The 16,460-nt window shown below is 52.8% G+C and carries 11 protein-coding genes; 5 read left to right on the plus strand and 6 right to left on the minus strand.

The features are described 5' to 3' along the window. The 6 genes from DFR30_RS10700 to DFR30_RS10725 form a co-directional block, all read right to left on the minus strand. Window positions 1–1,804, minus strand: a 1,804-nt coding sequence (locus DFR30_RS10700) for a CRTAC1 family protein (protein WP_132973082.1), incomplete at its 3' end; no start/stop codon positions are given. A 365-nt stretch (window positions 1,805–2,169) separates the two neighbouring features. Further along, window positions 2,170–4,245 (minus strand): FG-GAP-like repeat-containing protein, encoded by a 2,076-nt coding sequence (locus tag DFR30_RS10705; RefSeq protein WP_132973084.1) that lies wholly within the window; start codon window positions 4,243–4,245, stop codon window positions 2,170–2,172. Window positions 4,246–4,495: 250 nt separating this feature from the next. Then, a complete protein-coding gene (locus tag DFR30_RS10710) occupies window positions 4,496–6,757 on the minus strand; it encodes a S8 family serine peptidase (RefSeq protein WP_132973086.1) in 2,262 nt (753 codons plus the stop codon). 132 nt (window positions 6,758–6,889) lie between these two features. Next, a complete protein-coding gene (locus tag DFR30_RS10715) occupies window positions 6,890–7,897 on the minus strand; it encodes a DUF4185 domain-containing protein (RefSeq protein ID WP_165869173.1) in 1,008 nt (335 codons plus the stop codon). Window positions 7,898–8,144: 247 nt separating this feature from the next. Continuing rightward, window positions 8,145–8,795: an OmpA family protein gene (locus DFR30_RS10720; protein WP_165869174.1), complete on the minus strand. Its 651-nt coding sequence runs from the start codon at window positions 8,793–8,795 to the stop codon at window positions 8,145–8,147. Window positions 8,796–8,880: 85 nt separating this feature from the next. After that, the gene (locus DFR30_RS10725) at window positions 8,881–9,357 is read right to left on the minus strand and encodes a retropepsin-like aspartic protease (RefSeq protein ID WP_132973092.1); all 477 of its coding nucleotides are present in this window, start codon (window positions 9,355–9,357) and stop codon (window positions 8,881–8,883) included. A gap of 363 nt (window positions 9,358–9,720) precedes the next feature. Here DFR30_RS10725 and DFR30_RS14680 point away from each other — a divergent pair, with 363 nt between their 5' ends. From DFR30_RS14680 to DFR30_RS10750, 5 genes are read left to right on the plus strand one after another with little or no spacing between them, the layout of a single operon-like run. Continuing rightward, window positions 9,721–11,739 carry a methyl-accepting chemotaxis protein gene (locus tag DFR30_RS14680; protein ID WP_132973094.1) on the plus strand — a complete coding sequence of 673 codons (2,019 nt, stop codon included), beginning with the start codon at window positions 9,721–9,723 and terminating at the stop codon, window positions 11,737–11,739. Window positions 11,740–11,749: 10 nt separating this feature from the next. Further along, the gene (locus DFR30_RS10735; RefSeq protein WP_132973096.1) at window positions 11,750–12,208 is read left to right on the plus strand and encodes a chemotaxis protein CheW; all 459 of its coding nucleotides are present in this window, start codon (window positions 11,750–11,752) and stop codon (window positions 12,206–12,208) included. After that, on the plus strand, window positions 12,171–13,484 hold the full coding sequence (locus tag DFR30_RS10740; protein WP_132973098.1) for a CheR family methyltransferase: 1,314 nt from the start codon (window positions 12,171–12,173) through the stop codon (window positions 13,482–13,484). The genes DFR30_RS10735 and DFR30_RS10740 overlap by 38 nt, the downstream gene beginning before the upstream one ends. Further along, window positions 13,481–14,170: a chemotaxis protein CheW gene (locus tag DFR30_RS10745; RefSeq protein WP_132973100.1), complete on the plus strand. Its 690-nt coding sequence runs from the start codon at window positions 13,481–13,483 to the stop codon at window positions 14,168–14,170. The genes DFR30_RS10740 and DFR30_RS10745 overlap by 4 nt, the downstream gene beginning before the upstream one ends. Further along, window positions 14,167–16,458, plus strand: a complete 2,292-nt coding sequence (locus DFR30_RS10750) for a hybrid sensor histidine kinase/response regulator (protein ID WP_132973102.1) — start codon at window positions 14,167–14,169, stop codon at window positions 16,456–16,458. The genes DFR30_RS10745 and DFR30_RS10750 overlap by 4 nt, the downstream gene beginning before the upstream one ends. Window positions 16,459–16,460 lie beyond the last annotated feature (2 nt).

Raw genomic sequence — 16,460 nt, forward strand, 5'->3', positions numbered from 1 at the left:
CGTCCTGTATGCCCGTGCCGGTGATGGTCATGTCCAGAGTACTGCCCGCAACAACACTGCCTGGTGAAACACCGGATAAACCCAGCGGATCACTACTACCTCCCGTGTTGCCCGGCGTACAACTGTCATCGGATGAAACCGTTCCGCTCTCGGTAACTGTGTAGCACGCGTCGGCTACTACATCACTGAGCGCAGTGGTGATACCGCTCGGCCACATAACATCAAGCGTGTCAGCACTCGTAGCATTGCCAAGTCCAAAGTGCACCACCAGGCTGTCCTGCGAATGGGTACTGGAGCCACCCTTAACCTGGCGCATCATATTGAGCCCGCCGGCGCTCAGCTTGACCACAGAGCCGATTGCATCACGGTTACTCTGTGGCGCTCCTGAGCCGACCAGCTTTAATTGCAGCCAATGGCCCTGGTTGGTCGAATCGTTGCGGAATAACTGAAGTCCTTCCCCGGGACCACCGTCACCTGCATTGATAATCGCCAGGTCGAGGTCGCCGTCGCGGTCATAGTCGGCAGTGGCACTACCCTTCGGCTGACTCCCAAAGCTGGAGAAAACCTGGCGCTCGGCGAATGTGCCATTACCGTTGTTTTCGTAGAGGATGCCCTCCCTCGTTCCTACGTAGAGGTCCACAAAACCATCCTGGTCAACATCCAGGAAATTGGTACCCCATGAGAATTTGGCTTCGACACCCGCCGAAACAGCTGAATTTTCCTTGAAGGTGCCGTCGCCATTACCCAGGTACAACACGTTACCGAGTGGCTGTGCATCGTTTGTGCTACTGAAAACATCGGTAATGTACATATCCCAGGTGCCGTTGTTATCCAGGTCACTGACGTCTATACCCATGCCGCTGCCAGCGTCATCGCCAACGCCCGGACTCAGGCTGCTAATACTGTCAAAGGTTCCGTTACCGTTGTTTCGGTAGATAAAGTCCTCGAAATGTGGCGCGGGCTCATGGACATTGACCACGACCATGTCAGGCCAAAGATCTCCATCCAGGTGGGCGCCGACAAATGCCAGTGCCGGGCGATAAGTATCCGGATCTGTGCCCGGGTTGACCCCACTCGCTACCGTCTGGTCGGAGAAAGTTCCATCGCAGTCGTTTCTGTACAGGGTGTCGGTATTGGCAGCATCTCCACCGGCCTGCAGAATCATCTGACCGACATACAGATCAATACAGCCATCGCGATCATAGTCCAGCCAGCCTCCCGTCATACTGCTGCGGGCCGGGTAGTTGGGTCCCAGCGGTATCGGAACAACCCCGTCCACCTTCGCGCTGGCCGCTATTTCCTGAAATAGCGGCTGCCCAGCTATCGTCTGGTTTCCGTTCTCGACCCACTGGTTCTTTAACAGCAGGCTTGGTGGACCATCCAGCGGGTTACTCCCCCAAAGCGACCAGAATTCGTTATGGGTTTGAATGAAAATATCCGAATCGCCGTCGTTGTCATAATCCGCGAATACGCAGCCGGCCATTTCCACAGCCGGGAGTGGTGGGAGCAGTGAGTCCACACGGCTGAAGGTTCCGTCCGTGTCATTTTGATAAAGATGCGCAACTGCCTGACCTGGCGCGTAACCGTTTACCGCAAAGAGGTCAGGCCAACCATCGCTATTAAAATCGATCCAGCACATACCCAGTGTGTGATTGGTGCTGGCCCGGTAGGTCATACCTCCCACACCGGACTGCTGGGTTACGTCGCTGAATTGCACAGTTGCATGTGCCGCAATACTGAAATATCCGAGCAATACAGGAATTCCAAGGCAATATAGGCGATAGAACTTGTTATTTTTAATCATAGCTCCCCCGATTCGTTCTTATTGGCATTACAGGAATAATGTGCCCCGAAGACACGCTACGACCAGGACACTCTAAATAATAAACTCCTCTGAGTTGATCGTTTCACACGTGGATAGCCAAGTTCACGAACTCTCCCAGCCATTAGTAAAGCATAGCCCACTCACAGGGTGATTACAGGTAGAAAGCAATAACCCTTAATGCAAACGTGCAGCCCCGGGGACTTAAAGTATCTATTGGCACACACAAAAAACGCCGACCTGAAAAAAAACAGCCTCGCCGTGGCCAGGCCATGGTGAGGCTGTATTCCCTTTCATCAAGCTCGCATCATGCCGAGTAAAAATCGGCTGTTGTCGACTTGGTGTATTTACTGACTGATATCAACTGTCCGCGTCTCTCCAGCCACCACAGTGACAAAAACGCTTATAGCACCCCAACCGGATTTGTTGGCCCTGATATCATATGTTCCGGCTGGCAGATCAAGGCTGTAAAGGCCATTGGCATCACTGAAAACTCTTGCGGATTCAGCACGCGTTACCGGATCCAGGGCCCTTACCCGCACCCCCTCTTCCGGTACACCGGCCGCATTGTTGAATGTCGTCCCGGTTACCAGCGCAAGATCTGCCGGTGGCGGCGGTGGTGGCGGTGGCGGTGGTGTACCACTGCCAAAATCAACGGTATGCGTCTCGCCGGCGCCCACAGTGACGAATATGCTTGAAGCTCCCCAACCCGTTTTATTCGCCCTGATATCGTAGGTACCCGGGTTCAGATCTATACTGTAAAGGCCATTGACATCACTGAACACCCTGGCAAATTCGGCACGTGTATCCGGATCCAGGGCCCTGACCCGCACGCCTTCTTCCGGTACCCCTGATGAATTGAATGTAGTGCCGGTGACCAGTGCCAGATCTGCTGGTGGTGGTGGCGGCGGTGGCGGTGGCGGTGGCGCGCCCGACTCTGTTACCTGCAATACCTGGTTGGCCGCAATATTGTTCAGCGTGGTCTGTGTGCCCGTCGGCCATACGATGACAACCTGGTCTGCTGCATCCTTCACGCCAAGTCCGAAAAAGGGTGCATTCTCGTCCATTGAGACGTAGCTGTTGCCCGCCTGGACGATTCGAGTTTGCGTTACCCCACCGGCTGTAACCTTGACCGTTGTACCTATAGCACCGGTATTGGCACCGGCGCCAATCAAATCAAGTTTGAGGTAGTTACCGCTGGGCCCGTCATTGCGGTATAAAACGTTTTCGCCGTTAGCATTCGCAACAAACCAGTCAAGATCACCGTCATTGTCGTAATCGGCCCAGCCAGAACCAAACGCCTGCCCGGTATCACCAACTCCGGATTTGGTCGTTACGTCAAAAAGCGATCCACTACAGGACCCTGAATTCTCATAGAGCACATTGGGCTCACCCGCGCTGAGCATACCCCCGGCCACAATGGAAACATCCAGATCCATGTCATTATCGAAATCGATGAAATTGAGACCCCACTCAACGACTGCGCGATCAAGAATACCCATCGCATCGGATTGACGGCTGAAAGTGCCGTCGCAGTTGTTGATATAAAGGGCTGTCGAATTGTGTTCGACATCACTCTCTATCCCCTGGGTATTGTTGGATGACAGAATATCCAGACATCCGTCATTATTGATATCACCGACGTTTGCACCCATGCCGTGCTGCGGATCGGTAATCCCGGCCACTGCCGAGACGTCAGAGAATGTCCCATTGCCATTGTTCCGGTAAAGAATGTCGTTGCCAAAGTCGACTGCCAGATAAAGATCCAGCAGGCCGTTGTTATCGTAATCGAACCAGATCCCCATGAAGGTTTTACGCAGCGCATTGCCGGCAACACCTGCGGCAACCGCCACATCCGTAAAAGTGCCATCGCCGTTATTATTGTAAAGCCTGTCTGTAAGGTCTCCGGAGCCAAAGCGGTTGGCCACGAACAAATCCAGATCGCCATCCTCATCATAGTCGGCCCAGGATACTCCGGCAGTCGCGCGTGTATCATTAACGCCCGCAGATACCGCCACATCCGTAAAGATCCCGCTCCCGTCATTGCTTAACAACGTGTTGGCCCGACCCTGTCTTCCTATATAAAGATCGAGGTCGCCATCGGCATCGTAGTCGGCCCAGGCGGCACTCCAGGCTTCATCAATCCCACCTGCACCCGCCGACGTGGTTACATTCTGAAAAGCACCGTTGCAATCGTTCCAGTACAGTGCACTTGCAACTTCACCCGTCACAAAAAGATCAACACAACCATTATTATCGTAATCGCCCCAGGAGGCGCTGCGTGAACTACTAATGCCTCCCAAACCAGCCGGGGTGGTTACGTTACTAAAACCCGCATTACCGATTCCAGGAAAGGCCAGCGTTGCCAGCAGTATCGCAAGCAACCAGCCCATTAAAGAAATATTTCCGATTCGCGCATTCATCGTATCCTCCCGTTTTTATAATAATTAGCCGATAACGATAAGTTGGTATTCTGAATCAGGGTTACTGTTCCGATTAGAATTCCACAAATATTTTTACGTTGTACAGACAGCCATACAACATTGACATGACCACTTAGTCGGACATTACCCGCGTAATCCACAGAAAACAAACTCCAGCTATCAAGTCAATGGAGATTCAGGCGATAAGCGGTTGTTTAGAATGATATTGACTAAACGCTTGTGAATTCGATCAGAACGTCACCAACCCCAAAGCTTTGCGCTGGATGACCAATATGTCTCCCAGATTAAATTGATTGTCGGGCGCAGGTACTCCGCTGACAAGCGGGGCAACGTCACCGCGCCCGTTCTGGAAGGGGGAGAGCGTAACATCACCCATGAGAACACGTAGACCAATTAAAATATCGCTAACACCTACCTGTCCGTCATCATTCAGATCACCGTCCATAAGAATCGGAAAGGACGTGATATCCAGCGGATCGGTTCCGGCAGCCACTTCTGTCCCATCTCCCGCTCCATCCCCTTCTGTGTCTGTGAGTAGCGGATTTGTTGTGTGAATATTAATCTCGTCTCCATCGTTCAACCCATCTATATCTGTATCAGAGATCAACGGAGCAGTAGTGTAGATATTGACTTCATCGCCATCGATAAGCCCATCTGCGTCTGTATCCGGGAGCAAAGGATCAGTAGCATGGACATTTACCTCATCGCCATCGATAAGCCCATCTATATCAGTGTCGGCAGCCAGGGGGTCGGTTCCGATCCCGGCTTCTGCGACATCAGTCAGTCCATCATTGTCGTCATCTGTATCGCATGCATCTCCAAGTTGGTCGCCATCCGTATCGAGTTGACTCAAGTTGGCAATAATCACGCAGTTATCTGTATCGTGGTTGAAACCATCACCGTCCGCATCCAGGCTGATTCGACCGTTGCCGGTTCGGAAATCGAATCCCGGAATACTCACATCTTCAGCCGAGCCAACAAGATCATTGCGCATATCGCTCACTGACAAAGAACAGAACGCTTTTTGTGCGAATAGTAGTGCGGCAGCACCGGCGACGTGAGAGGACGATGCTGACGTGCCGGTAAATACTGTAGTCCGGGAAGTTTCTACGCCCGTCGGCGCGGCAATATCGGGCTTGTTTCGTCCATCTGTAGTCGGACCCTCGGATGAGGTTGGTTCAGGCGTATCATCGAGGGCAGTGGCGCCCACGGTGACTACCGAAGTACAGTCAGCCGGCTGGGCAATGCTGCTGGCCGTCACGCTAACGCTGAAGGGATGACTGAATGAGAATAAACTCAGTGGCATATCCGGTGTCAAACCTGATTGCTTGCTGACCACGATATAGAACGTACCGGACGTAGCCGGCAGGTAGTCAAGCGTTTCATACGGGAGTGGAAAACCACCCGACTGCATATTTTCCGATGAAGCAACAAGCATACCGCCGTTATCCGGATCGCCATCATACAGGAACAGGTCGTAGTCAGGTGGCACTGGCAACTGATACGCATCCCAATTGAGTGTCAGACTAACCGGGTTTCCCACTTGCAACGTTACCGTATTGTAGTTCTGGCTGACTGCAAACTCATGGCGTAAATCACTGTCTGCATCCGAGAAGGTGCCCAGATAATGATTTAGCCGCTGATTACCGGCGGGATTTGTCCACAGAATCCCTGCAGCTTCAGCGCTATTTGTTATGTCACAAATTGGCCCGGTGCCATCGTAGAACGCTGCACCGAACCAGACGAGGGTATGGTGAACGACGTTTACTCCAGCAGCGATCATGTCATCAACCGCTACGGCAAGTTCCAGGTCCGTGCTGATCCTGGCGAGATATAACGCTGCGCCGGGCGCAATATCATGGACTATCTCGGCGACGTTTGTACCGTGATCGGACCCGGTATCCTCGCTCATGAGTACCGGTGGGAATACAGTGTAATCGGTGAATTGCTGGCCTGCCGGAAGCTCACCATTTGCTTGTGAACCGGTAAGCCCGACAAAACCAGTGTCTATAATTCCAATCTTGACACCAGCACCGTCGGTGCCCATTCCATGATAATCGATAGCACCGCTAATACCGGTGCCCTGACTGATCACTTCCGAGGGATGATGCGGATAGGCAAGACGGCCAATAACATCTTCCGGTAGTGATTGCAGCAGACCGGCAAGCTGATCTCCCTGAACGGATACCTGTACCAGGGAATCTCTTGCATGGCCGGATGTGGCGCCATGCAACTGCAATATGGCACTGATGTCCCGGGTTGCCGGCACCTTAAGGATAATGGTAGTTGGGACTGTTTTGCGTGCCGGTTGTTGCTCGATCTGCGTGAGCAGATGTTGTATGTCTGCGGATAATACGGCCGCGACCAAAGGCCGGGCAGCTTTGGCAGTGGTCCTTCCTGCCGTGAACAGGGCAAGAAAAATCGTTACATAAATTAACTGTTTGGGCAGAATACCCATTGACGGGCCATCATGTCCTTCGCCGCAGGTCACCGGCGCATCCACACAGGAGAAGTCTTTCCACCAACTGCCAGGGGGGAAACTGTTTTTTACATTTACAGATTAGCAGCTGTCTTTATAAAGGCCAGATACAGATTACAGAACGAGTGGGATTTTACCCGGATTTCAGGGTGGTGTAAGAAAAGTACCTTCCACCGTACCCCACTGATCGGCACCAGGCCCTGTGTACACCAGGACAAAGTTCCTGCCGTCAGGACTCAGCCATTTGTTGGAAAAATTCCAGAACACCGTTTTTTTTCCAACATTGAGACCGGGGCCTGCCTGTTCTGCGTTTTCAAACAGGATTGTCTGCCAGGGTCCCCAGGGCTCGGGGGCTTCATAGATTCCGATATGAAAATTACCGTTTCGGAATCGGTTCACCTGCTGGGTGATCAGCAAGTATCGCCCCAGTCCTGCATTAAAACTGACGCTCGTGCGCATTATTCCGTTCACCGGATCCTCAAAGGCCGGCAAGCGGCCATTAATGTCGGTTGTCCACAAAGGATTCCCTGCGCCGTCGAGTCCCGCAAAATACTCGTAGGTGCTTTGATCGGTCAGTGATACCTTCGGTACCCGGAGGAGTGAGATTTTTCCTGGAATCTGAACATTCCAGGTATCAGTATCCACCGATGTGGTTTCTTCGGGTGCATAGACATAAACAAATTCATCACGTGCACCAGCGTAGCCTTTGCCAAATTGCAGAAAAGATGGAGAAAAGAAACCATCGCTGCCAATGAAATTATTATTTACCCATTTAACCCCGGTAAAGGACCAGGACTTGCCTTTGTTGGTGGATTCATACAACTCGGTACGCCTGAATGCACTCCCTCCGCTGCCTGTACCGTTTCGAAACATGTACAGGGCACTGCCTACAGCCAGGATACCAACGCTTTTACCTCCGCAACCTCCGGTTTCCACACCGACTTTAAACACGTCGAATGCACTGTAGTCAAGCTTGTCACCCTCGATTCGGCTAACGCCAAGCGACCCCCTGACCGTGTTGGTTGTCCGGAAACCCTGGCCATCTCCAAACGACGCGTACTGGTGATCATCGTCAGCCCAGGTTATTGCCCAGTTATCCGATTCGTCTGCCTCCACACCATTGCCAGGCACCACGTTTCGAAGAGTTGTCATATCAAACGATATACCCGTGATCGAGGTGCTGGGCGGGTAGTTGGCCTCCCCATACACCATGCCCGGGAGCGCCGCCAGGAGGCAGGCAAGTGCAATTCTGCATGATGATCGTTTTACAGCCATTATTCTAACCTCATGCGAAATTGCGATGATTTAGTGACTGCTCAAGCTTTCTGGAGACGATTCCAACAGGGAATCCTGGTATTAAACCCTGGCATAGTAGTTCAGATTTGTTACTTCTCCGAAATTACTGCTCGGGACTTACTATCTCTTCCACTTCGATCAGCTCCATGGCTGAAAGCTCCACCTCGGCACGCCGGTTAGGTGCCAGGCACTGTATCAATGCGGCACCACGCTTACCTTCGCAACTTACCACCGGGTCGGCCTCACCCACACCACTGGTCTCGATAAAAGAAGGGACCACGCCGCGGGTAACCAGGTAATTGCGAACCGCTGCAGCACGACGCTTTGAAAGCTCAATATTATAGACGTCATCGCCAATCATATCGGTATGACCGGTGATCCGGATTTTCTCGTCTTTTAAATCTGTTGCAGTAAGACTTCCCAGTAGTGCATTGAGTAGCTGCTTGCCATCATCTGTCAGATCTGCGCTATCGAAACCAAACAGTGTATCGGCTTCAAGCTGAACCGGTTTGAGTTCCTTGACGATGACAACTTCAACGGCCGCCAGCTTTGCTGCCTCACGGGCCGCTACCACTGCAGGTTCACACTCGACCACGGCAACCTGTTCCGACCAGCGCACAGTGTGTACACATTCACCAAATCCGGTACGGGTAACTGTTTCCGAGCTGTCACTGACGTAACCCATCCCCGCATGTGCATAACCGGCTGCCAGACTGCAGCCGGCGACAAGCAGGGTGCATACCTTGTTATTCATCTTATTCCCCTCGTAAAACTGCATTATTATTCAGGGGCTATTTTCCAGCAGTCACGGGGCAGAAGCAACGATAAATGCGGCGGTTTTACCCGGCAAGTGCACCGCAGTTACTCAGGCTCAAACGCGGTGGGTTGGTAGAGAAAACAAAGGGGGCTGCCTTTTCCAGCGCACTCAACCCCAGCAGCATTCGGGTTTCCTGTGGAAAAACAGCGGCGTCGACGTCATTTAGAACGCAGTCCTCACCCAGCACCAGTCGTTTGATCCGGTAGAGCGGGAGCCGAAGCTCACTTCCATCGGCCAGTACACCGGTAAGTTCACCAACGGGTGTGGCATTTCCTGCCTCTATCAGTAGCGCCAATGTGTATTCGTTGATAGTGGTATAACCGGCACCTGTATCCACCATAAATTCAACATCGCCACTACCATGCATACTGGCCTGTACGTAGTAGGTCGCAAGGCGTTTCTGGTTCATGGGGATAATTCTGTATGAATCAGCCAGGACTGTCCCGGCCATCAACAGGCTGAGTAGTGCACCTACCCATTTTGATCTCAGTGAAAACATGACCACCCCACTACAGTGACAATTTTCTGTCGTTACGAGGTCAGCGGCAAGTTTGGCGGGAGATTGATAGCTATTGACCCACCCTTCTCACGGGGCGTCTGGGTGTGAGCACTACGCTGGCCGGGATTATCACAGCAAATTTGATTTTATTACTTTATTAACAACATGTTATAGTTTTTATGTAAGGTTTGACTATGCGTAATCCTTGCTCACTGTTTCAAGTTCTCCCTGAAGCAACCAGGAAAAATTCCGTTTCCGGAGGCCCATTCCGACCCTGGACAGCACTTCCTCGCACTGGCAAGCAAATTGCAGTTCTCATCATACGTTTTAAGGATCCACTGACATAAACAACGAGAACCCGCTATGCGAATCGAAAATTTTTCAATCAAGGCATTGACCATAGGCGCCGTGTTGTTGATAGGGGGCATCGGCATCAGCACCTCGTTCATCACCGAAAATGCATACCGGGATGCAGCAACCCGAGCGCATGTCGAAACGGTGGCACAAATACTCGACGCAACCAGTCGTGCTGCACTCTCGGAAATGGAAGCCAATGCTTCACACCTCGCCAGCGCCGCCATCAAAACCTTTTCCCGCCAACCCGGACTTGCGAGCTATCTGGCCGAGGCACCGGCAGGCACAGCTAACCCTGTACTGGCAAAGCTGCTTCGCGCTCCACTTGACACGGATCTGCCACGACTCCGGCCTGTATCGACTCATCTCTACAACAGCAGCAGGCAACTTCTCATGTCCAGCGGAGAAGGAGCCGGTCTCGACAGCCCCTTGCTGAAAGGTGATGACCTTGAGCAGTCTGCACAGGGATTCTGGCTGGACGGTGACCTGCCCCGCTATTCAATCCTGCGCCCGATCGGAAAAAATGCAGGCAAAGGCTACCTGGAATTACGCTTTGACCCCGTCTACGCACTGCAGTCAGTAACAAACCTCACCGGCCTGCCGGTGCATATCAATACAATAAGCGGGGTGCCTCTCTATGAAAGTCCAGAGTGGACAGCGCCAGGTGAAGCGACACCGGAAGTCACCCTGCTGGTAACACCGGAGAACGGACCACCACTGGCGCAACTGGCCGCACTTGACGATCTTTCCGCACTTTACAAAGCCGCCCGTGAAGAACGTAATTCGACCACCGGTATATTTATCGCTGTGCTGGGTATTGCACTACTTGTCGTAATCATACTGCTTGACCGGTTTCTGTTCCGTCCACTCAGCGCAATGCTTGAGGATATGCATCGCGTCGCACAGGGCGACACGAGTGTCCAGGTCAACAACCATGCCCTGAAAGAACTCCAACTGCTGGCGGATACATTCAACGCCACTAACCGCAAGGTGGAAAGCATTATTGAACGCGAGCGCCAGGCTTCGGAAGACATTCGTGGCAAAGTGGAGCTGATACAGGAAGTCGTTGCCATGGCCGCCGAAGGCGATCTGACCGGGCAAATCATGGTGTACCGGGACCAGGACATCATTTCCGAGCTGGCGGGTGGAATCCAGCAAATGCTCGACAGCCTCAACTCACTGGTGGCACGTATCCAGCAGTCTGGCGTACAAGTTACCTCCTCGGCAACTGAAATCGCGGCAACAGCCAAACAGCAGGAAGCCACGGTGACGGAGCAGGCGGCTACTACCAATGAAATCAAGGCAACGGTCACGGAAATCACTGCCACCTCGAAAGAACTTGTCAATACCATGAGCGAGGTTACAGAGGTCGCGTGGAAGACCTCGGAAAATGCCAACACCGGTCGCTCGTCCCTGCAACGCATGGAATCAACCATGCATCAGATGATGGATGCCACAGAGTCGATCGGTTCCAAGCTGTCCGTATTAAGTGAAAAAGCCGGCAACATCAATACCGTGGTCACCACCATCAACCGCGTGGCCGATCAGACAAACCTGCTTTCGCTGAACGCGGCGATAGAGGCCGAGAAGGCAGGCGAATACGGGGTCGGGTTTGCCGTGGTCGCCACGGAAATACGTCGCCTTGCTGACCAGACCGCTGTAGCCACCTGGGACATCGAGCAAATGGTCAAGGAAATGCAATCTGCTGTTTCAGCAGGTGTCATGGGTATGGAAAAGTTTTCTGAAGAAGTCCGCCGCGGTGTCGACGATGTGCGTCAGGTCGGCTCGCAGCTGGCCAGTATTATCGAACAGGTCGAGACCCTGATACCACGCTTTGAGGAGGTCAACGAGGGGATGATTTCCCAATCTCAGGGTGGCAACCAGATCCGTGACTCGATAGTCCAGCTGAGTGAATCTGCACAACAAACAGCTGATTCACTACGCCAGTCCAACGGCGCCATCATGCAACTCAACGAAGCAGCCCAGCGCCTTCAGGAAGGCGCATCACACTTCCGGGTGAACTCCTGAGATCGCGCAGATGTTGATGCTGTTATTCCAGTTGGGCAACAGTCGCTACGCGATACCGGCCCATGAGGTCGTCGAAATCGCTTCGATGGTTGAGCTGGACCCCCTGCCAATGACGCCTGGCTACATTGCAGGCCTGTTCAATTACCGTGGGCAGCATGTGCCGGTAATGGATCTGTGCCAGTTACTCAACAAGCGCGCCTGCAGCAATCTCATTACCACACGCATGATCCTGGTTAATTTCCCGCTGACGAACGGCGGCACGCGCATACTGGGGCTACTGGCCGAGCGCGTAACCGAGACACTTCGAATTGATGAGCAGGATTTCACCGATACCGGCATCAGCATCCCCGAGGCACCCTTTATCGGACGTGCCGCACACTCTGACCAGGGACTGGTACAGCAGCTGTCCATAACCGAGCTGGTGCCTGCAGATGTACAATCCCAACTGTACTCGAGCGGGGCAGCCTGACGTGTCGCTCGCCTCTATTGCACAATTACTGCAGGAGCGTATGGGGCTATACAGTTCCACGGTTGGAGTGAGTACGATCCAGCTTGCCGTGGAACAGCGTATGCGGGCATGCGGTACTGAAGATGTGAATGACTACGCACGGGTACTTTCATGTTCAGCTACCGAACTGGATGCACTGACTGACACTGTCATCATACCGGAAACCTGGTTTTTCAGGGACGCAAACCCGTTTGCTGCATTCAAACAATGGCTGCAGGAAGTCTGGCAACCTGAGCATGCCGGCAGCACCCTGCGTATATTGAGTGTGCCATGTTCGAGCGGTGAGGAAGCCTACACACTTGCCATGTGCCTGTCTGATACAGGCATACCTCCTGACAGGGCTCGTATCGACGCCATCGATATCAGCCACACCAATATAGAAAAAGCCATCATGGGTGAATACGGCAGAAACTCCTTTCGTGGTAACTCCCTGGACTTCCGGGACAGGCATTTCCAGCCTTCCGGGAACCGTTATAGAATTAATGATCAGATTCGTGAATACATCAGTTTTAAACAAGCCAACCTGCTCGATGACAGCTTTACCCGTAACCGCGACTCCTACAATGTTATCTTCTGCCGCAACCTGCTGATCTATTTTGATCGTAAAACACAGGATACAGCGATTGACCGCCTCCAGATGCTATTACAACCCGACGGGCTACTCTTTCTCGGTCACTCGGAAACCGCATTGTTACTTAACCGGGAATTTTCACCACTGAAGAATCCGCGTTGTTTCGGCTTTTATCGCGATACGGAACTGACAGAAAACAAACAAAATTCCAGGCCCAGGCCAAAGCGCAGTCAGTTAAACCGACAAACTGTCGCCCCCTCCAGAACAGCTGAACCACTGCCATTCTCTGACATAAAGCCAGTTGCCTCCGTCAAGGCAGATACTACTGCCAGCAACAATCCGGGTACATTACTTCAGCAGGCTTTTCAGCTCGCCGACGAAGGTCACCTGGGAGAGGCAGCAGAGCAATGTGAGGCCCTGCTGACGACATATGATAACCAGGCCGATGCTTATTACTTGCTCGGGCTGATTCGCGAATCCACCGGAAACCTTATCGAGGCAGAACAACTGTTGCGCAAGGCTGTATACCTTGACCCGGTACACCATGAAGCACTGGTACATCTTGGAATTATCTGTGAACAGCTTGGAGATGACACGAATGCAATCCGCTTTCGAAATCGCGCCACACGTACAACCAAACCGCTGACAACAGAAGCAGTGAAATGACTGACTGCAAAGACAACAGCGCTCAACAGCTGGATGACTGCTGGAACCGTATCGGTGTCTGGAGTACTGGCCGGGCGAGCTGCCCGGAACTGGAAAATGTCGTGCACTGCCGTAACTGTGCCCTGTACTCTGCTGCCGGGCGCAAGGTTCTGGATCGACCGACATCGGATGACTACCGGCACGAGTGGACAGAACGCTTTGCCATCCCTCGCCAGGAAGAAAATTGCAAGACACAGTCAACCCTGTTGTTTCGGCTCGGAGATGAGTGGTTGGCAATGCAAAGCAACTGCATCGATGAGATTACTCCATTACGCTCTATCCATAGCCTGCCACGCACAGAGGGAACCCTCGTCAAAGGCCTGGTAAATATTCGTGGTGAGCTAAAACTATGTGTTTCCCTTGGCGCAATGCTGCAACTGGATAAAGCACGCGAAGACTATATCGAAGACCGGGAAATTCATGAGCGAATGATATCTCTCTCCCGGGGTGATCAAAGCTTCGTGTTTCCTGCCAGCGAGGTATACGGCATCCATCATTACAGTGAGGATGCGTTACAGGCCTCGCCCACTACTGTTTCCCGCTCCAAATCAAGCTTTACCACCGGAATCCTGGAATGGCGTGACCGGCATATCGGCGTACTGGATACCGAACTGGTTTTCTATGCCTTATCAAAGGATCTGCAATGAGCGAGGATCTCGGTAACTTTTCCATGCTCGAGTTGTTTCGCCTGGAGGTCGATAACCAGGCGGCCATCCTGAGCGATGGCCTGCTGTCCCTGGAACAACAGGACGATCCTTCAAAACAGCTGGAAGCCCTTATGCGTGCCGCGCACTCCATAAAGGGTGCTGCACGTATGGTGGACATCGATTCTGGTGTCAGGCTTGCACACGCTATGGAAGACTGTTTTGTGGCCGCCCAGAACAATGATCTGGTTTTGAAACCACAGCAGATTGACTTGCTACTGGAAGGCGTTGACCTCCTGGTAGCCGTATCAAGGGATGAGGCCAAAGCGGAACAGGTCGACAGACTTTCAGACAGCATCTCGAATATCAGCGCACTCCCCTCCCCTGAAAATGAAGTCGGTGCAGACACAATACCTGTTTACGCCGAGCCGGCCAACAGTGACAACTTCGTCAGCACCTCACCGCCGGAAGAACCTGTATCCGATGAGACATCCACTACCGACGCAAAACCCCGGGCTGTCTTATCTGCTACCTCCGGTGATAAAGTCGCAGATGCAGTACGTGTCTCTGCTGAAAGCCTGAACCGACTTGTTGGACTCGCGGGCGAAGTACAGGTGGAGGCACGCTGGTTGCATCCATTTTCCAATGCATTGCAACAGGTGAAACATCGCCAGGCAGAGCTGATCGAACTGCTGGACCACCTGAACGACAGCCTGCTGACCAGTAAAAGCGACGAGTACAGCCGGACACTGGCTGGTGAAATTCATACCAAGGCAAACCGCTGTCGCCACCTGTTGTCTGACAGACTGATGGAACTGGATGAATTCGACCGTCGCCTGTATGGACTGGGCAATCGTCTTCACAGCGAGGTTATTGCAAGCCGTATGCGGCCTTTCTCTGATGCAACAAAAGGCTACCCACGGCTGGTACGGGACATGGCCCGACAACTCGGCAAACAGGTTGAGCTCAAGATCGAAGGCTTGAGCACCCAGGTTGACCGGGACATTCTTGAATCTATTGATGCGCCACTCAACCACCTGATACGCAACGCCCTGGATCACGGTATCGAAGCACCTGAACAGCGTCTCGCCGCTGGCAAGCCGGAACGGGCTACACTGACCGTCACCGCAACACACAATGCCGGCATGCTGTCTATACAGGTACAGGACGATGGTCGTGGCATCGACACCGCAGCATTAAGAGAGAAAATTACCAGGCGTGGCATGGTCACTGAAACCATGGCCAGGGAACTTTCCGAGACAGAGCTGCTGGAATTCCTGTTTTTACCCGGTTTCTCAACCAGGGAGAAAGTCACCGAAATATCAGGCCGGGGTGTAGGGCTGGATGTTGTGCACAGCACAATCCAGAAAATGCGCGGTGTAGCACGCGCCACAACAGAACCTGGTAACGGTACCCGCTTTCACCTGCAGTTGCCCATCACACTTTCCGTAGTACGCGTGCTGCTCGTGGAGATCAGTGGCGAACCCTACGCTATCCCGCTGGCACGCATTGACCGTACAATGAAACTCGACACCAGCCGGATCGAGTCTCTGGAAAACCGGCAATACTTCACTATCGACAATCAACATGTCGGTGTTGTGTTCGCCAGCCAGGTTCTCGGCAGCAAAGTTACTCCAACAGTCTACGACGAGCTCCCGGTTGTCGTGCTGGGGGAACGCCTGAACCGCTCTGGCCTTGTTGTTGACCGCTTCATGGGAGAACGCAGTCTGGTAGTACATGCACTGGATCCACGTCTTGGAAAAGTACAGGACATCAGCGCTGCCAGTGTTCTTGAGAACGGTGATCCCTGCCTGATTATCGATGTTGATGACATGCTGAGATCTATTGATATTCTTATCGCCGGAGGGCGACTTGACCGAATCAATAACGGTGATACCACCACAACCACACATGCCGGGAAACGTATCCTTGTCGTCGATGATTCCATTACGGTTCGCGAAGTTGAACGTAATATGCTCGCAACACGAGGCTACCACGTAGACGTTGCAGTCGATGGCATGGACGGGTGGAACGCAGTTCGCATGAACGACTATGACCTGATTATCAGCGATGTCGATATGCCTCGCATGAACGGATTTGAATTTGTCCGGCTCATAAAACAGGACGACAGACTACACGCTACGCCGGTAATGATAGTTTCATACAAGGACCGCGAGGAAGACCGGCAAAGCGGACTTGAAGCCGGCGCTGATTACTACCTGGCAAAAGGAAGTTTCCACGATGAGACCCTGATCGATGCTGTCATAGACCTTATCGGAACAGCGGAATAAGC

The sequence above is a fragment of the Thiogranum longum genome (genome assembly GCF_004339085.1).
In the GTDB taxonomy this organism is placed as follows: Bacteria; Pseudomonadota; Gammaproteobacteria; order DSM-19610; family DSM-19610; genus Thiogranum; species Thiogranum longum.